At 71.7% G+C, this 16,295-nt stretch carries 17 protein-coding genes; 8 read left to right on the top strand and 9 right to left on the bottom strand.

All coding sequences use genetic code 11. From position 1 onward, the window contains the following. Positions 1-35: 35 nt before the first annotated feature. Positions 36-902, bottom strand: a complete 867-nt coding sequence (locus AB0N02_RS13450) for a universal stress protein (protein ID WP_363945589.1) — start codon at positions 900-902, stop codon at positions 36-38. Positions 903-1,205: 303 nt separating this feature from the next. On the opposite strand from AB0N02_RS13450, the gene AB0N02_RS13455 reads away from it, so the two are divergent. Both AB0N02_RS13455 and AB0N02_RS13460 read left to right on the top strand, forming a co-directional pair. Next, a complete protein-coding gene (locus AB0N02_RS13455; RefSeq protein ID WP_363945590.1) occupies positions 1,206-1,871 on the top strand; it encodes a CBS domain-containing protein in 666 nt (221 codons plus the stop codon). A 78-nt stretch (positions 1,872-1,949) separates the two neighbouring features. After that, positions 1,950-2,156 (top strand): hypothetical protein, encoded by a 207-nt coding sequence (locus tag AB0N02_RS13460; RefSeq protein ID WP_363945919.1) that lies wholly within the window; start codon positions 1,950-1,952, stop codon positions 2,154-2,156. A 158-nt stretch (positions 2,157-2,314) separates the two neighbouring features. Here the strand turns inward: AB0N02_RS13460 and AB0N02_RS13465 are convergent, their stop codons facing one another. Further along, entirely contained in the window at positions 2,315-2,812 is a 498-nt protein-coding gene (locus AB0N02_RS13465) for a flavodoxin domain-containing protein (RefSeq protein WP_363945591.1), read from the bottom strand. Between the two features lie 238 nt (positions 2,813-3,050). Here AB0N02_RS13465 and AB0N02_RS13470 point away from each other — a divergent pair, with 238 nt between their 5' ends. Continuing rightward, a complete protein-coding gene (locus AB0N02_RS13470; protein WP_363945592.1) occupies positions 3,051-4,091 on the top strand; it encodes an alcohol dehydrogenase catalytic domain-containing protein in 1,041 nt (346 codons plus the stop codon). A gap of 404 nt (positions 4,092-4,495) precedes the next feature. On the opposite strand, the gene AB0N02_RS13475 is transcribed toward AB0N02_RS13470, so the two are convergent. The 4 genes from AB0N02_RS13475 to AB0N02_RS13490 form a co-directional block, all read right to left on the bottom strand. Beyond that, positions 4,496-5,047: a hypothetical protein gene (locus tag AB0N02_RS13475; protein ID WP_363945594.1), complete on the bottom strand. Its 552-nt coding sequence runs from the start codon at positions 5,045-5,047 to the stop codon at positions 4,496-4,498. Between the two features lie 38 nt (positions 5,048-5,085). Beyond that, positions 5,086-5,838: a lysophospholipid acyltransferase family protein gene (locus AB0N02_RS13480; RefSeq protein WP_363945596.1), complete on the bottom strand. Its 753-nt coding sequence runs from the start codon at positions 5,836-5,838 to the stop codon at positions 5,086-5,088. Positions 5,839-5,983: 145 nt separating this feature from the next. Then, on the bottom strand, positions 5,984-7,708 hold the full coding sequence (locus AB0N02_RS13485) for a thiamine pyrophosphate-binding protein (protein WP_363945598.1): 1,725 nt from the start codon (positions 7,706-7,708) through the stop codon (positions 5,984-5,986). Continuing rightward, positions 7,705-8,478, bottom strand: coding sequence for a cyclase family protein (locus AB0N02_RS13490; protein WP_363945599.1), 774 nt, complete (start codon positions 8,476-8,478; stop codon positions 7,705-7,707). The genes AB0N02_RS13485 and AB0N02_RS13490 overlap by 4 nt, the downstream gene beginning before the upstream one ends. Positions 8,479-8,630: 152 nt before the next feature. Here AB0N02_RS13490 and dhaK point away from each other — a divergent pair, with 152 nt between their 5' ends. From dhaK to AB0N02_RS13510, 4 genes are all read left to right on the top strand, one after another. Continuing rightward, the gene (gene dhaK / locus AB0N02_RS13495; protein ID WP_363945601.1) at positions 8,631-9,623 is read left to right on the top strand and encodes a dihydroxyacetone kinase subunit DhaK; all 993 of its coding nucleotides are present in this window, start codon (positions 8,631-8,633) and stop codon (positions 9,621-9,623) included. A gap of 1 nt (position 9,624) precedes the next feature. After that, on the top strand, positions 9,625-10,311 hold the full coding sequence (dhaL, locus tag AB0N02_RS13500; RefSeq protein WP_363945603.1) for a dihydroxyacetone kinase subunit DhaL: 687 nt from the start codon (positions 9,625-9,627) through the stop codon (positions 10,309-10,311). 3 nt (positions 10,312-10,314) lie between these two features. Then, positions 10,315-10,686 carry a phosphoenolpyruvate--protein phosphotransferase gene (locus AB0N02_RS13505; protein ID WP_363945604.1) on the top strand — a complete coding sequence of 124 codons (372 nt, stop codon included), beginning with the start codon at positions 10,315-10,317 and terminating at the stop codon, positions 10,684-10,686. A 186-nt stretch (positions 10,687-10,872) separates the two neighbouring features. Next, on the top strand, positions 10,873-13,065 hold the full coding sequence (locus AB0N02_RS13510) for a molybdopterin-dependent oxidoreductase (protein ID WP_363945606.1): 2,193 nt from the start codon (positions 10,873-10,875) through the stop codon (positions 13,063-13,065). Between the two features lie 177 nt (positions 13,066-13,242). Here AB0N02_RS13510 and AB0N02_RS13515 read toward each other — a convergent pair whose 3' ends face one another. The 3 genes from AB0N02_RS13515 to AB0N02_RS13525 form a co-directional block, all read right to left on the bottom strand. Next, positions 13,243-13,707, bottom strand: a complete 465-nt coding sequence (locus AB0N02_RS13515; protein WP_363945608.1) for a hypothetical protein — start codon at positions 13,705-13,707, stop codon at positions 13,243-13,245. 396 nt (positions 13,708-14,103) lie between these two features. Further along, positions 14,104-15,315 (bottom strand): site-specific integrase, encoded by a 1,212-nt coding sequence (locus AB0N02_RS13520; RefSeq protein WP_363945610.1) that lies wholly within the window; start codon positions 15,313-15,315, stop codon positions 14,104-14,106. A 74-nt stretch (positions 15,316-15,389) separates the two neighbouring features. After that, positions 15,390-15,974 (bottom strand): helix-turn-helix transcriptional regulator, encoded by a 585-nt coding sequence (locus AB0N02_RS13525; protein ID WP_363945612.1) that lies wholly within the window; start codon positions 15,972-15,974, stop codon positions 15,390-15,392. Between the two features lie 91 nt (positions 15,975-16,065). Between AB0N02_RS13525 and AB0N02_RS13530 the strand changes: the two genes are divergently transcribed. Next, entirely contained in the window at positions 16,066-16,275 is a 210-nt protein-coding gene (locus AB0N02_RS13530) for a helix-turn-helix domain-containing protein (protein ID WP_363945614.1), read from the top strand. Positions 16,276-16,295: the final 20 nt, after the last annotated feature.

Below are 16,295 nucleotides of genomic sequence, written 5' to 3' on the forward strand. Positions count from 1 at the left end.
GGAAGTCCGGCCGGCCGTCATCGGCGGCACGTCGGTCACGCCTGTCCCGCGGGGCGTATCACGGCCACCGGGCACCGGGCGTGGTGCAGCACCCCGTGACCGATCGACCCCAGCACCACCGCCCCCAGCCCGCCCAGCCCCCGCGAACCGACGACGACCAGATCGGCCGCCTCCGAGGCCTCGCGCATCACCTCCACCGGATGCCCGATGACCACGGTCTGCTCCACCTCCACCTGCGGATACCGCTCCCGCCAGCCCGCGAGCCCCTCGGCCGTCAGCCGCTTGGCCATCTCGAAGGCGTCGTCGATCAGCGAGGTGTAGGCCGCCGCGTACGGCCCCAGCACCGGCGCCGCCAGCGCGTGCACCGCCCGCAGCCGTGCCTTGCGCAGCACCGCCTCCTCGAAGGCGTACTCCAGCGCGGCCTCCGATCCGGGCGAACCGTCGAACCCCACCACGATCTCGTCGAAGACGTGCCGCGGCATGTTCCGCACCACCACCACCGGGGTGGCCACCCGCCCGGCCAGCGCCAGGCAGACCGAGCCCAGCAGCAGCCCGGTGAACCCGCCCAGCCCCCGCCCGCCCAGCACCAGCTGCTCGGCGTCCTCGGCCTCGCGCCGCAGTACCTCGGCCGCCTTCCCCGTCTCCAGCACCGCCTCCACCCGCAGCTGCGGGGCGCGGTCACGGGCCAGGGCGGCCGCGGTCTCCAGCACCTCTCCGCAGTAGGCGCTCATGGAGTCACGGAACCCCGGCGGGGTCTGCAGCGGGATGTCGTGGATCCACGGCGCGCACACGTGCACGATCCGCAGCCCGCACCCGCGCCGCACCGCGTCGCCCGCGGCCCACTCCACCGCCGCCAGTGAGGAAGGTGAGCCGTCGACGCCCACCACCACATGTGCTGTCATGTCGTCCTCCTCGGTTCCCTGTTCTCCATCCGACCGTCTCCCGGGCCCGTTCCGCATCGGCCGAAGGACCCGACCGGCAGGGACTTCCGACCCTCCCGTCGCTCCCACACCGGGCCCGGCGGCCCTGTTAGAGGCGACAGTCCCTGCCCGGGAGGGCATTTGGACCCTATCGAGCGGCCCGGCGGTGACCGACGCTGCAGGTGTGGGGCGGACCGGCCCGCCGGCCGTGACGCCGATCCGGCGAGAGACCGATCCCGGCGGGCGAACCGGCCCGTCCCGTCCTCGGCCCGTTCGGAGGTGAAGATGCACGTCACCGTCAAGGACGTCATGACCCGGCGAGTGGTCTCGGTCGGCGAGGAGACCTGCTTCAAGGACATCGCCGGGACGCTCCTCGCCCACGCGGTCAGTGCCGTACCGGTCCTGGACGGCGACGGCCACGTGGTCGGCGTCGTCTCGGAGGCCGACCTGTTGCGCACGGAGGAGTGCGGGGAGCGGTTCCGCGGCGGGGATTCCCCGCCGGGGCCGGGAAAGATCGCGGACAGGATCAGGGGGGAGGTGGCCAGGGAGCTGATGACCGCTCCGGCCGTCACCGTCCCGATGGACGCCTCCGTGGTGGCCGCCGGCCGTCTGATGGAGCGCCACGGCGTCAAGCGACTGCCGGTGCTGGACGGGCGGGGGCGGCTGACGGGCATCGTCAGCCGGCATGACCTGCTGAAGGTGTTCGTCCGCTCCGACGCCGACATCGAGCGCGAGGTCCGCCGGGACGTCCTGACGCGGTCCCTGTGGATGGACACCGCGCGTGTCCGCGTCTCCGTCGTGGACGGCGTGGTCACGCTGAGCGGGCGGATGACCCTGCGCAAGGAGGCCTGGATCGCCGTACGGATGATCCAGCAGGTCAACGGGGTCGTCGACGTGATCGACGAGCTTGCCTGCGACCAGGAGGACACCACCCGCGGGCAGGAGGGCTGAACGGCGGGCCGCCGACGGTGTCCACTGGGTCCACTGGGTCCACTGGGTCCACTGGCCGCCGCCACCCGCCACACCGTGGTGGCGTTCGAGGTCGACGACTTCAACCCCCACGCCCGCACCGGCTGGTCGGTCACCGCCGTGGGCCGCGCCCGCGCGGTCTCCGCCCCCGCGGAGATCGCCCGGCTGTCGGGACGGCCTGGGCCCCCGGAGAACGCAACCACTTCATCGTCGTCCAGGCCGAACAGGTGTCAGGCCGCCGCATCCGCCACTGAGGCCCGTCCGTGAATCCTCACCGCGGCCTCGTGAATCCTCACCGATCCTCACCGTGACCTCTGGCCTCACCGTGACCTCTGGAGCCCCACCGTGACCTCTGGCCTCACCGTGTGACCTCTAGAGCCTCACCGTGACCTCTGGAGCCTCACCACGGCTTCGCGGGCGGGCGGTCACCGCGCCAAGCCCGCGGCCTTCAGGTCGTAGGCGATGTCGCGCGCCCAGGCGCGCACCCGCTCCGGCTCGCGGAAGTCACCCGCCGCGGTCTTGGCCATGGTCGCGGCGGGAAAACCCCTGGCGTCGGCCCGCAGGCAGCCGCCGAAGGTGACGTTCTCGCGGGCGCCGATCCTGCGTCTGGCCCGCTCCGCGGCGGCCGGCGGGGGCACGTCCCGACCGCCGATCGCCTGTAACGGCCCGCTGCTGAACAGCCAGACGGGACGTTCGGCCAGCTGCCGAGCGCAGCGCCGGGCCAGGGCGCGGGCGTGCCGGTGCCAGCGGCCGAAATAGACCGCGCCGCCCAGGACGACCGCGTCGTAGGCGTCGACGTCCCGTACTCCGGCGGCGGGCCTGACCTCCGCGTCGAGCCCCTCCTCGGTGAGGACCCGGCCGATCCACTCGGCGATCTCACGGGTGGAACCACGCTTGGACCCGTAGGCCACCAGCACCTTCATCACGGAGCCCCCTTCCCGGCGTCGGCCCGTCGGCCCCACTGCCAGTCCACCAGCGAACGTCCCCGCCGTGGGAGTGCCCTTCGGCCCGGATGCCACCGACCTTGGTCCCCCGCCTGTCGGCCGTTCACCTCCCCCGTGCAGGCTGGAGGAAGGGGGCGACGCGCCCGGAGTGCCACCGGAGCGGCGGCCGTCCGCGTCGTCCCGCGTTCTCACCCGGAAGCGAGGCTTGGAGGAGGACATGAAGGCTCTGGTGTACGAAGGCCCCGGCCGGAAGACCTGGACCGAGGTGCCCGATCCGACGATCATGGACCCGTGGGACGCGATCATCCAGGTCGACACCGTGACGATATGCGGAACGGACCTGCACATCCTCGGCGGAGACGTCCCGGAGGTGGAACCCGGGCGGATCCTCGGCCACGAGGCGGTGGGCACCGTGGTCGAGGTGGGCGACGCCATCAGTGAGCTGCGGCCGGGCGACCGCGTGCTGGCCTCCTGCGTCTCGGCCTGCGGCAGGTGCCTCTACTGCAGACGGTCACGGTACGGCCAGTGCCTGGGCGGCGGCGGCTGGATCCTCGGCCGCCTCGTCGACGGCGTGCAGGCGCAGTACGCCCGGCTGCCGTTCGCCGACCTGTCCACCCACATGCTTCCCCCGACGATCGGCGACGAGGCGGTCGTCATGCTCGCCGACATCATGCCCACCTCCTACGAGGTGGGGGTGCTGAACGGCCGCGTCCGGCCCGGTGACACGGTGGTCATCGTCGGAATGGGGCCGATCGGGCTGGCCGCGATCCTCACCGCCCGGCTGTACTCACCGGTGCGCGTCATCGCGATCGACAAGGCCGAACCCCGTCTGCGGGCCGCCGAACGGTTCGGCGCCGACATCACCGTCGCCCCCGCTGACGACCCGCTGGAGGTGGTGCGGTCGGTGACCGGCGGCCTGGGCGCCGACGTGGCGATCGAGGCCGTCGGCGTGCCGGAGAGCTTCGAGCTGTGCGCCTCCCTGATCCGCCCCTGCGGGCACGTGGCCAACATCGGCGTCCACGGGCGGCCCGCCACGCTCCACCTGGAGGACCTGTGGATCCGCGACGTCACCATCACCACCGGGCTGGTCGACACCTTCTCCACCCCGACCCTGCTCACCATGCTGGGCAACGGGCAGCTCGACACCGGACACATGATCACTCATCGCTTCGCGCTCGACGACATCGAACACGCCTACGAGGTGTTCGCCGACCCCGCGCGCAGCGGCGCCCTGAAGGTCGCGCTGAGCCGCACCTGACCGTGGCGCCTCGCGGATGACCGCGCCGCTCCCGCGGGCCGGGGGCGTGCCCCGCCCCTCGGGAGGCGCGTACGGCGCGGCCTGGTCGTCCGCGCCGCGGACCCCGACGACGGGTGCCGGGTCGTCACCTCCCTCACCGAGGCCGGGCGGCGCGCCCTCGGTGACCGGACCCAGGCCGTCACCGAGCAGTTGGAGCGAGCGCTCGGCGAGACCCTCGACGCCGGGGAGCGGCGCAGGCCGGCCGAGGCGCTTCCGCTGCTGGAGCGCCTGGCCGACCGGCTGTGACGGGCACGGCCGCGCACCGCCGGGACCGTGCCGCGAACCAGGGCACGGAGCGGACCATGGAGCAGGCCGAGAAACGGGCCGTGGAGCAAACCGAGGAACGGGCCGTCAGGGGCGGGCCGTCAGGAGTAGGCGGCGACCATGCCGACGACGACGCCCGAGAGCGAGACGACCGTGAGCACGGCCCCGGCGATCACCGCGACGCGGCGCCCTCGCCGTACCCTCAGGACGTAGAGGAGGACGTACGGCAGGAAGGCCAGGACCCCGACGCCCAGGAAGGGCAGGGTGAGCGCGGCGAGGACACCGGTGGCGCCGGTCGGGACGGCACGGTCGCCCTGGGGGGTGAGCTGGGCCCGTTTGACGTCTCCCACCGTGGAGTCGGGAGAGGCGTCCACCATCACCACCTCGCCGTCGCGGTCGAAGGTGAACCTGCCCTTGCAGTCGTAGCGTCCCTGCCCCAGCGACTTGCACGAGACGATCTCCAGGGTGCCCGGAGAGCCGATCTCGCCGGTCGCGAGCTTGAGATCCGACGTCGAGAAGACGAAGGGCAGCAGGCCCGTGACCAGCCAGCAGATCATCAGGATGGTCATGCCGACGGGGCCCGGCGTGCGTCCCGGGCCCGGGGTCGGGGTCGGCTGGAAGGCCCCTACGAGGTTCTCAAGTGCGTCGCTCATGCCGCCAGCGTGGACCACGTCACTTGCGGCTCACCTGCTCACGACTTGTGGCGGGCCGCCCTCTCCTCGGCCTCGGCGGCGTCCAGCTTGGCGGCCTCCTCCGGGGTGGGGGCGCTGCCGCCGAGATGGCGGGGCTGCCACCAGGCGCCCGGCGGGATCTCCGGGTAGGTCCGCTGGGCCCGGTCCAGCAGCTCGGCCATGCGGCCGCGCAGCTCGGCGGTGACCGCGTCGTAGTCGTCGCCGCGCTTGGGGTGCAGCGGCTCGCCGACCAGGATGGTGATGGGGACGTGCCGCTGGAAGAGCTTCTTGGGGTGCCCCTTGGTCCACAGCCGCTGGGTGCCCCACAGCGCCATCGGGACCAGCGGCACCTTGGCGCCGACGGCCATCCTGACGGCGCCGTTCTTGATCTCCTTGACCGTGAAGGACTGGCTGATCGTGGCCTCGGCGAACACGCCGACCACCTCACCGCCCTTGAGCGACTTCAGCGCCGCGCCGAACGCCGCGGCGCCCGCGGCGCGGTCGACCGGGATGTGGTGCATGCCGCGCATCAGCGGGCCGGAGACGCGGTGGTCGAAGACCTCCTTCTTGGCCATGAAGCGCACCAGGCGCTTGGCGGGCAGGGCGGCTAGCCCGGCGAAGATGAAGTCCAGATAGCTGATGTGGTTGCTGGCGAGCACCGCGCCACCGGTCCGCGGGATCCGCTCCGCGCCCTCGACGCGGATCTGAAGGTCCAGCGCGCGGAACAGGGTCCTTGCCACCCCGATGACCGGGGGGTACACGATCTCAGCCATAGGCTGAACCGTACATCAGCCGCCCGTATCTCTCAGCCCCGACCGTGAGGTCGGACAAGGTTGAACGAGGACGGATGAGGACGGACGAGGACGGACAGGGCCGGAACGGAGCCGCCCGCGCCTCGCCCGCGTCCGGGGCCCGTCGTCAGTGCCCGCGGAAGGCCTCCTCCAGCCACCACGAGCCCCGTGCGCGGCTGACCTTGGCGTCGACCAGCATCGGCCGCTCCCGCGCCCCCGTCAGCCAGCCGGCCACCGCCGCCAGGTCGCGCCGATCCCGTACGGTCACCGCCTCGCAACCGAAACCCCTGGCGATCGCGGCGATGTCGACCGGCGGGAAGGTGACCGTGCCGAGGGGGTGGCCGTCCGGGCCGAAGTGGTGCACCTCGGCGCCGTAGCCCTCGTCGTCGTAGACCACGACCAGCATGGGCAGGCCGAGGCGCACGACGGTCTCCAGCTCGGACACGCCCATCAGCGCGCCCCCGTCGCCGAGCGCGGCCACGGGGAGCCGGTGCGGCTGCGCCAGAGCGGCGCCGATCGCGGTGGCCAGGCCCAGGCCGATCGACTGGAACGCCTGGGTGAAGCAGAAACCGCGTTCGTCGGGGACGTCGAGGAACATCGACGGGTAGCCCATGAAGTTCCCCGAATCGATGGAGACGACCCGCTCGGCGGGGAGCAGGTCGTCCAGCGCGATCGTCAGGGTCCGGGGGTCGATGCGGCCGTCTCCGCCCTCGTCGTCGTAGGGCAGGTCCCGCCAGCGGTTCTCCCCGGCGATCCGCCGGGCCAGCTCCTCGGAGCGGTATCCGGCGTGGTCGGGCCCGGCCCCGGCGAGCAGCCCCGTGACGGCGCGGGCGGTGCGGGCGACGTCGCCGGTCACGCCGAGGTGGATCGGGCGGTGCAGGCCGAGCGCTCCGGGGTCCAGGTCCACCTGGACCACCTTGGCGTCCGGGCCGATGAGCGTGCCGTGGCGCATGGTCCACATGTTGAGCGTGCAGCCCCAGCCGACGATCACGTCGGCGTCGCGGACGAGCTCGGCGGTGAGCGGGGAGGCGAAGCCGCCGCTCACGTCCAGGTCCCACGGACTGCCCCGGAAGAGCCCCTTGGCGACCGCCGAGGTGGCCAGCAGCGCCCCGGTGGCCCCGGCCAGCTCCTCCAGCTCGCGCCGGGCCGTACGCGCTCCCCTGCCCGCCACGAACACCGGGCGCCGCGCCTGGGCCAGGAGCTCCGCCAGCCTCGCGACCTCCCGTGCGGCGGGCTCGCCGCCTCGGGGGGAGGCGTCCGGCCGGTCGGTGTCCGTGTCCGCGGGCGTGGACGTGGACGTGGGTGTGGGCGTGGGTGTGGGCGTGGGTGTGGGCGTGGGTGTGGACGTGGGCGCCGGGGGTGGGGCGGGGACGGCCTGCCCCTGCACCTCGAGCGGGAGGTTGAGCAGGACCGTGCGCCGCTCGTCGCGGGCCACGCGGAAGGCCTCGGCCGCCTGCGCGACGGCGGTGCCGGCCGAGGAGATCCGCATCGGGACCGCACCGACGGCGGTGGCCAGGGCCGCCTGGTCGACGAAGAAGTTGGAGTTCGGCGCGGTCACCTCGCCGGCCAGCACGATGAGCGGCGTACGGCTCTTGGCCGCCTCGGTGATACCCGTCATCGCGTTGGTGAGGCCCGGCCCCTGGTGCACGCTGAGCACCGCGACGCGCCCCGCGGTGCGCGCGTACGCGTCGGCCATGGTCGCCGCGCCGCCCTCGTGGCGCGCGGCGACGAACCGCACGCCGTGCTCGATCAGCGCGTTGGTCACGTGGAAGTTGCCGCTCCCGACCACCCCGAAGGCGGCGTCCACTCCGAGCGAGGCGAGGACCGTTCCGACGGCCTGGGCGACGTTCACCGCTCGACCAGCGCCAGCACACGCAGCGGGCTGCCCGAGCCGCCGACGATCGGCAGCGGCGGCGCGATGACCACCGCGCCGGTGACCGGCAGCCGGTCGAGGTTGCGCAGCTGCGTCAGGCCGTACTTGCCCGCGCCGAGCAGGAAGGAGTGGCAGGGGAAGGCCGGGTCGAAGCCGTGCGCCGCGCCCGCGTCCGTGCCGACCGTCTCGACGCCGAGCCCGGCGATCGGTGTCTCCTCGGCCAGCCACCTGGCGCACTCGACCGAGACTCCGGGGGTGTGCGGGCCGTTCTCGTCGGCATTGAGGAAGGTCTCCTGGTCATGGGAGCGGGTGTCCCAGCCGGTCCGGTAGAGCAGCCAGCCGCCCTCCGGCAGCGGCCCGTTGGCCGCCTGCCAGGCCTTGACGTGGTCGACCTCCAGCAGGAAGTCGGGGTTCTCGGCCGTCTCGGCGGTGAGGTCGAGCACCGCGGCCGGGGCGATCAGCCGGTCGAGCGGCACCTGCGAGACGTCCTCGCCGTCCCTGCCGGTGACCCAGTGGACGGGCGCGTCGAAGTGGGTCCCGGTGTGCTCGCCGGTCGAGATGTCGTTCCAGTACCAGGCGGGTCCCCGGTCGTCGTAGCGGCTGATCTCCTTGAGCGTGAACGGGGCGGTGTTGCCGAACGGCTCGGGCAACCGCAGGGTCGGCGTCCGCGACGACAGTGGCGCGGTCAGGTCGACCACCTCGATCCCGCCGTTCCGCACACTGTCGACCAGGTTCCGCAGCACCGACACGACGCCTCCAACATCACCGGAAAGACCTGGTCAGATCCTCCTACACGGTGTCGGCCCCCGCCATCCCCCCGCCCCGGATTCGCCGGGCGGGCGGGACGAGAGGTTCCCGGGGGCGGTGCTTGCCGCCGCGCGAACGGGAAAGGCTAGCAATTGTGAAGAAGCTCATCAACAGCGCCGGCTCCGTCGTCACGGACGCGCTGCGCGGGATGGCGGCCGCGTACCCCGGGCTCCGGGTGGACGAGGAGAACCGTGTCGTGTCACGCGCGTCGGGACCCCGCGCCGGCAAGGTCGGCCTGGTCTCCGGCGGGGGCTCCGGTCACGAGCCGCTGCACGCCGGTTTCGTCGGGTACGGCATGCTCGACGCGGCCTGCCCCGGCGAGATCTTCACCTCCCCGGTGCCCGGCCAGGTGGTCACGGCCGCCACGGGGGCGGACGGCGGCGCGGGCGTGCTGTTCGTGGTGAAGAACTACACCGGCGACGTCCTGAACTTCGAGCTGGCCGCCGACCTCTGCGCCGAGGAGGGGGTGGAGGTGAGGAGCGTCCTCGTCGACGACGACGTGGCCGTGCGCGACTCCCTGCACACCGCGGGGCGCAGGGGCACGGGGGCCACGCTCTTCGTCGAGAAGATCGCCGGGGCCGCGGCCGAGGGCGGTGCGCCGCTGCCGGAGGTCCTGCGGGTGGCAGAGGAGGTCAACGCCCGGAGCCGGTCCTTCGGCATCGCGCTGAGCGCCTGCACCACGCCCGCCTCCGGCAGGCCGACCTTCGAGCTGGGCGAGACCGAGATCGAGCTGGGCATCGGCATCCACGGCGAAGCCGGGCGGACCCGCTCGACGATGCGCGGGGCTCGCGAGCTGGTCGCCGTCGCGATGGACGCCGTGCACGACGACATGCCGGTCTCCGGCGACACCCTGGTCCTGGTGAACGGCATGGGCGCGACGCCGCTCATCGAGCTCTACGTCGTTTTCGGGGAGGTCGCGGAGTATCTGCGGGGCCGGGGGGCGCGGGTGACGCGGAGCCTGGTCGGCGGCTACGTCACCAGCCTCGACATGCGGGGTTTCTCGGTCACGGTCTGCCTGCTGAACGAGGAGCTCCTGCGCCTGTGGGACGCCCCTGTGGAGACCCCCGCGCTGCGCTGGGGCCGCTGAGATGGACACCGCCGTCGAGATGGACACCGCCGTCTTCTCCCGCTGGATCGGCGAGGTCGTCACGGCCGTCCACGCCGGCAGGGAGTGGCTCACCCGGCTGGACACCGCGATCGGCGACGCCGACCACGGGGCCAACCTCGACCGGGGTTTCGAGGCCGTCTCCCGCGCGCTGGCGGACGGCCCGCCCGGCAGTCCCGGGGCCCTGCTCGGCCTGGTGGGGAGCACGCTGATCCGCAAGGTCGGCGGGGCGTCGGGACCGCTGTACGGCACGGCGTTCCGGGAGGCGGGCAAGGTGCTCGGCGACGCCCCCGAGGTGTCCCTGGCCGATCTGGCGAAGGCGCTGGAGGCGGGGCTGGCGGGGGTTCAGCGGCTGGGGGCGGCCGTCGAGGGCGACAAGACCATGGTGGACGCGCTCGCCCCGGCGGTCCGGGCGCTGGCGCGGGCCGTACGGGAGGGGGGCGGGCGGCCGGAGGCTCTCGGCGCGGCGGCGTCGGCGGCCCGCGCCGGGGCGGAGGCCACGATCCCGATGCAGGCCCGCCGGGGACGGGCCAGCTATCTCGGCCCCCGCAGCGTGGGCCACGAGGATCCCGGCGCCGCCTCGACCGCGCTCATCCTCACCGCCCTGTGCGCGGCCGCGGCGTCGCCGGGCGGGCCCGCCGGGGACGCGGGGCCCGAGGGGACGGAGTAGGCCGTGGTGGGCATCGTCCTCATCTCCCACAGCGGGCCGCTGGCCACCGAGGTCGTCGCCCTGGCCTCGCGGATCTGCGAGGTCGACGTCCCGCTGGCGCCCGCAGGCGGCACCGAGGACGGCGACCTGGGCAGCAGCCCGGAACTGGTGGCCGCGATGATCCAGCGGGTGAACCAGGGGGACGGGGTGATCCTGATCCCCGACCTGGGGGGTTCGGTGCTGACGGCACGGCTGTTCGAGGCGCCGAAGGTGGTGGTCGCCGACGTGCCGTTCGTGGAGGGCACGATCGCGGCCGTGATCTCGGCCGGCGCGGGGGCGTCGCTGGAGGCGGTGCTCGCCGCAGCCGAGGAGTCCAGGGGCTTCCGCAAGTTCTGACCGGCCCCCGCCGGCGGACTCCGGCCCGTGCCGGGACGGCGGGCTCCGGCCCGTGCCTGAACCGTGGGCTCCGGCCGACGGGCTCGGGCCCGTGCCGGGACGGCGGGGCGGATGTCAGCATTTTAGGAGATCACCCCCTTGTCGCCCGCGGGTCATGATGAGGTCTCGCCGAACCCGGGAGTACCGATGAGAACCGCGCACCGGACCTGTCCCCTCTGCGAGGCCGTCTGCGGCCTGCGGCTCACCCTTGACGAGACCGGGCACGTCACATCGGTCAAGGGCGACTCGGCCGACCCGTTCTCCAGGGGATACCTCTGCCCCAAGGGCGCGAGCCTCGGCCGCCTGGACGAGGACCCCGACCGGTTGCGCGTTCCGATGATCCGCAAGGGCGACGAGTGGCGGGAGGTCTCCTGGGAGGAGGCCTTCCAGGCGGTCGACGAGGGCCTGACGGGCGTGGCCGCCGCCCACGGCCGCCAGGCTTTGGCCGTCTACTTCGGCAATCCGACCTTCCACACCATGGCCGGTTTCATGTACCGGACGCCGCTCACCCTGGCGCTCGGCACCCGCAACGTCTTCTCCGCCAGCACCGTCGACCAGATGCCGAAGCACGTCGCCTCCGGGCTGATGTCCGGCGACCCGATGGCGGTCGCGGTGCCCGACCTGGACCGCACCGACCACCTGCTGATCCTCGGCGCCAACCCGCTGGAGTCCAACGGCTCGCTCTGCGTCGCCCCCGACTTCCCCGGCCGGCTCAGGGCTCTGCGCGAGCGCGGCGGCAGGCTGGTGGTCGTCGACCCGCGCCGCACCCGCACCGCCGCGATCGCCGACGAGCACCTGTTCGTACGGCCCGGCACCGACGCCTACCTGCTGTTCGGCATCGTCCACACCCTCCTCGCCGAGGACCTCACGAAGATCGACATCCCGCTGAACGGGCTGGAGGAGGTCCGGCGGCTGGCCGGGGACTTCGCCCCCGAGGTCGTGGCGGGGGTGTGCGGGGTGCCCGCCGGGACGATCGTACGGCTGGCCCGCGAGCTGGCCGCCGCGCCGACCGCCGCCGTCTACGCCCGCATCGGCACCTGCACCGCCGCGTTCGGCACCGTCGCGCAGTGGCTGGTGGACGTGATCAACGTCCTGACCGGCAACTTCGACCGGCCGGGCGGGGTCATGTTCACCAGGACCGCCGCCCTGGAGATCTTCCGCACGGGCGAGCCGTACACCACGGGACGCTGGCACAGCCGTGTCCGGGGGCTGCCCGAGGCGCTCGGCGAGCTGCCGGTCGCCACCCTCGCCGACGAGATCGAGACCCCGGGCGAGGGGCGGGTCAGGGCGCTGGTGACGGTGGCCGGCAACCCCGCGCTGTCGGCGCCGAACGGGATCCGCCTGGAGAGGGCCCTGCGCGACCTGGAGTTCATGGTCTGCGTGGACCCCTACCTGAACGAGACGACCAGGCACGCGAACGTCATCCTGCCGCCGCCCCGCATGCTGCAGATGCCGCACTACGACTTCCTGATCCTGACCATCGCGGTGCGCAACTACACCAGGTTCTCCCCGCCGCTGCTGCCCCTGGAGCCGGGACAGCGCTCCGAGGCCGAGATCATGGCGCGGCTGACGATGATCGCCTCCGGGTACGGGGCCGACGCCGACCCGGCCGCCCTCGACGAAATGATCATCGGACAGGTGATCGGCACCGCCGTGGGAACACCGGGCTCACCGGTCGAGGGCCGCGACCCGGCGGAGCTGCGCGCCTCGCTGCGGGGCGACAGCGGCCCCGAGCTGATGCTGGACGCCATGCTCAGGCTCGGCCCCTACGGACTGTCGCTGCCCGATCTCCTGGCCGCCCCGCACGGCATCGACCTGGGCGCGCTGGAGCCCCGGCTGGAGGACCTGGTGTGCACGGCCTCGGGGCGGATGGAACTGGCGCCGCCGCGGCTGGTCGAGGACGTCGCACGGCTGCGCGAGCGGCTGGCCGTACCGCCCGCGGAGATCGTGCTGATCGGGCGGCGTCACATGCGCTCCAACAACAGCTGGCTGCACAACGTGGCGCCGCTGGTCGGCGGGAGCAACCGGTGCACCCTGCAGATCAACCCCGCGGACGCGGCCAGGCTCGGGCTCGGGGACCACGCCGTGATCCGCTCGGCCGCCGGTGAGCTGACCGTCCCGCTGGAGCAGACCGACACGATCATGCCGGGGGTGGTGAGCCTGCCCCACGGGTGGGGACACGCCGGAACCCGGCAACCGGTCGCGGCCAGGCACGCGGGGGTCAACGCCAACGTCCTGACGGACGACTCCGTGCTCGACCTCCCCTCGGGGAACGCCGTGTTCAACGGGGTCCCGGTGACGCTCAGCCCCTGCGCGTCCCCGGCGCCCGCGCACGCCTGACGGCCCGCGCGCAGCGCGGCCCCTCCCTGGAAAACCGCCTCCCGCGCCGAAGCCCCCGCCACTCGTCCCCGGCTCCCTCGGCACAATCCCCGGTCCCCCGGCGCCCGCCCCCGCCCCCGGTTCCCGGCACCGAAAGGCCCCCGCCCGGAAGAACGGGGGCCATATCGGACAGGTGGATCACTTCACGATCTTGCCGAGCGCCCCTTCGTACTCCAGGGCCTCTCCCGGCATCAACTCCTTCGACACACGGACCACGACCGGGCCCTTCACGTAGTTGTACTCACCGAGCGCCGGGGGTTTCTTACTCAGCTCCTTGAGCTGGGCGGCTCTCACCTCCGCCTCGCCGGCGCTGCCGAAGACCTCGACGGTGCCGCCGAGGTTCACATCGCCCTGTTTGGCTCCGGACACCTTGGAGGTGTCGACGCGCTGGTCGGTGAAGGAGGCCTTCGAGCTGTAACCGTTCGCTCTGCCGAGCAGTTTCTCCGGGTCGCTTGACTGGTCAAAGGTCACGGTGAGGGTGACGGGCATGCCCTGCTTGGCGAGCGTCTGAACCACGCCGGCGGCGTCCAGGCTGGTGGTCGGCTCACTCCCGCAGGCGACCAGGGAGACGGCTAGCATTCCGGTGAAGATCACCGCGTTCATTTTGCGTACATGGGGGGTACTGAACATATTTCCTCTTCGGTTGGGCCGCTCCTCTCATTACACAAGCAGGCACGGTTTCGGAGAGGTACATCTCGCTGACAGGGAGGATCCGCCGTGGATCCCCCCTGCGACGTCGGCGGATCCCCCGGAGAGAGCGGCCGGATCGGGCGGCCGGGTCGCCCCCTGGCGGACCTTCACGGAAGCCGCCCCGGCCCGGAACGGCACCGGCCCCATCGGGACGGGCCGGTACACCCCCGGTGCGCCCCGGTATGCCCTTGAGGGCCGCCCACACCGGTCGACGTGCACGGTCCACCTGGACGGAACGTACGCGGTCTACTTGTGCCGGTATTAAGGTGGGAACGCGTTAACCAGGCTCAACGCCCATAACGATCTTCGTCAGGGCACAACCAGGGCACTCGACACATTTTCGATCTTGGCCGCGAAGAACGCATCCATTGCCCTCCGCGCCCGATCCGCTGCGTCCGGCATCAGATGGGTGTACGTCCGGAGCGTGAACCCCGGGTCGCTGTGGCCGAGGTAGTCGGCCACCGTACGGATGTCCACGCCAGCCGCCAGCCACGCCGACGCCGCGGTGTGCCTCAGCACATGGCATCCATGCTCCCGGTACGACCGGCGCCGCTCCCCTTCCGCCAGCGGCGGCACGATCCCCGCCGTCTTCAACCCTTGACGCCAGATGTCGTTGAAAGAGTTGCGGTTCATCGCCACGCCGCGCGCTGTGACGAACAACAGTTCCGCCGTGTGCGGCTCCTCGACCTTTCCACGCTCGACCCACGGCAACGTCACCTCGACCGGCGGGAAGTTGGCGATGTGCGCACTCAACTTCAACCCGACCGACTCCGGAAGCGGGACCGTACGCGTCTTCCGCCTCTTCGGCGGGGAGAAGACCAGCCGGTACGCCCCATCCTGTTTGATGAACCGGACCTGTCGACGGACATGCACCTCGCGGCCGAGGAAGTCGATGTCATCGAGTGCAATACCGAACAGCTCACCCTGGCGATGCCCGCAACCAGCGCCCAGGTACGGCACAACCGCGCACCGCTCTGGTAACGCTGCACTCATCGCGGTCACCTGGTCGAGTGTCCACGGCACCGCCTTACGCGGCGCGGGCGGTGGAGCCTTGACAGACCTCGACATGCACGGGTTCCGGGCAACGATCTGGTCATCCACCGCCGCGTCGAAGATAGCCGAGACGTCCCCGACGATGCCTTTGATCGTGGATGGCTGGAGACCGGACGTCTCCATATCCTTGATCCACTGCTGCACGATGGACGGGCGCTTGGCGAGGCTGGCCATAGCGCGTCCACCGATCGACTTGCCGTACACCCACTTCGACAGGCGGCTGTCGAGCTGCATCAGCGTGCCCGGGTCCGATGTCAGCCCCTTGCGCCACTCCTTCGCCTGCTCGGCGAGGGTGACCTGACCGGCGGTCGGGTCGATGTAGTCGCCCCGATCCAAACTGGCTTTGATCTCGGCGTCCTTGCGTTGCGCATCGGGCAGCCGCTCGAAGTTGAGCTTGCGCTGTCTGCCGGCATCGTCACGGTATCGGACCTGCCAGCGGTCACCCTGGCCGTGCTCGGCGGTCGGCACCTTCGCAGGCCGACACGAGCACCTCTCCTCGCCCGGCTTCGGTCGGGACTTGTGCCAACGATCCGCAACCGCCATCACTCCCCCTCCGCCCACGCCTCACGATCAAGCCTGCGAAACACAGCGAGTGACGCCGCCTCGCCCTCGGGATCACCCGGGTTCATCCGGCGAGCGATCTCCCGATCAGCCGCCCGCTTCTTCGCCAGCTCCTCCTCGCTGCGCTCACCCGGAAGGTAATAGCGTCGCCGACCCTTGGGGCGTGCATGGATCTGGAAGTCCGCCAAGTCGTCTTCGTCAAACGCGGCCTTGAGTGGCTCACGCCCGTCTACCCAGTTCCACACCTTCTCCGCCGGGAAGACGCCTGCGGCCGTCACCTCAACCTCGGTCATGTCTGCCACGGGCGGCAACAACAAGGCGTTCGGATTCACGCCTAGAACAACTGCCAAAGCAATGAGATCGTCGGCGTCGACCTTCCTCTCCTGCTTCTCAATCTTGGTAATGCCTGTTGGCTGAATCGGCCGGCCAACCTCTCCCAAGAGCCTGGATATCTGGGTCGTCGACAGCCCCCTGTTGGCCCGCAGGCGTCGCACGTTCTCAGCTACCCGGGCGCCGATGGGGCCAACTTCGTTGGTCCGTCGCCTAACCTTCTCCACTTCTTCCATATAGGGAGCGTTGCATACCTAGTTGACAGAAGCAAGACACCCTGAGACCCTCCCAGACAAGATGAGAACATCCCCTAATTGGGAGAGATCGGTGACTATTAAGTGGAGCGGACAGGCCAGGCGAAGCCTCGCCGAGCCGTCCGAAGTCGCGGAGTTCCTGGGCGTACCTGAGAAGACGCTCACCCAGTGGCGCTACCTCCGGAAGGGGCCGCGCTACGGAAAGGTTGGACGCTTCGTCCGTTACGACTGGCGTGACGTCGAAGCCTGGTTCGACCAGCAGGCCCACGGCGGTGCGGCCTGATGACCCCCGAAAAGCAGAAT

Source organism: Streptosporangium sp. NPDC051022 (assembly GCF_040683035.1).
Classification (GTDB): Bacteria; Actinomycetota; Actinomycetes; order Streptosporangiales; family Streptosporangiaceae; genus Streptosporangium.

What these genes read in the sequence shown, in the direction of transcription:
- AB0N02_RS13450 (WP_363945589.1), bottom strand. Translation starts at nt 902, where the DNA reads ATGACAGCACATGTGGTGGTGGGCGTCGACGGCTCACCTTCCTCACTG.
- AB0N02_RS13455 (WP_363945590.1), top strand. Translation starts at nt 1,206, where the DNA reads ATGCACGTCACCGTCAAGGACGTCATGACCCGGCGAGTGGTCTCGGTC.
- AB0N02_RS13465 (WP_363945591.1), bottom strand. Translation starts at nt 2,812, where the DNA reads ATGAAGGTGCTGGTGGCCTACGGGTCCAAGCGTGGTTCCACCCGTGAG.
- AB0N02_RS13470 (WP_363945592.1), top strand. Translation starts at nt 3,051, where the DNA reads ATGAAGGCTCTGGTGTACGAAGGCCCCGGCCGGAAGACCTGGACCGAG.
- AB0N02_RS13475 (WP_363945594.1), bottom strand. Translation starts at nt 5,047, where the DNA reads ATGAGCGACGCACTTGAGAACCTCGTAGGGGCCTTCCAGCCGACCCCG.
- AB0N02_RS13480 (WP_363945596.1), bottom strand. Translation starts at nt 5,838, where the DNA reads ATGGCTGAGATCGTGTACCCCCCGGTCATCGGGGTGGCAAGGACCCTG.
- dhaL (WP_363945603.1), top strand. Translation starts at nt 9,625, where the DNA reads ATGGACACCGCCGTCGAGATGGACACCGCCGTCTTCTCCCGCTGGATC.
- AB0N02_RS13510 (WP_363945606.1), top strand. Translation starts at nt 10,873, where the DNA reads ATGAGAACCGCGCACCGGACCTGTCCCCTCTGCGAGGCCGTCTGCGGC.
- AB0N02_RS13515 (WP_363945608.1), bottom strand. Translation starts at nt 13,707, where the DNA reads ATGAACGCGGTGATCTTCACCGGAATGCTAGCCGTCTCCCTGGTCGCC.
- AB0N02_RS13525 (WP_363945612.1), bottom strand. Translation starts at nt 15,974, where the DNA reads ATGGAAGAAGTGGAGAAGGTTAGGCGACGGACCAACGAAGTTGGCCCC.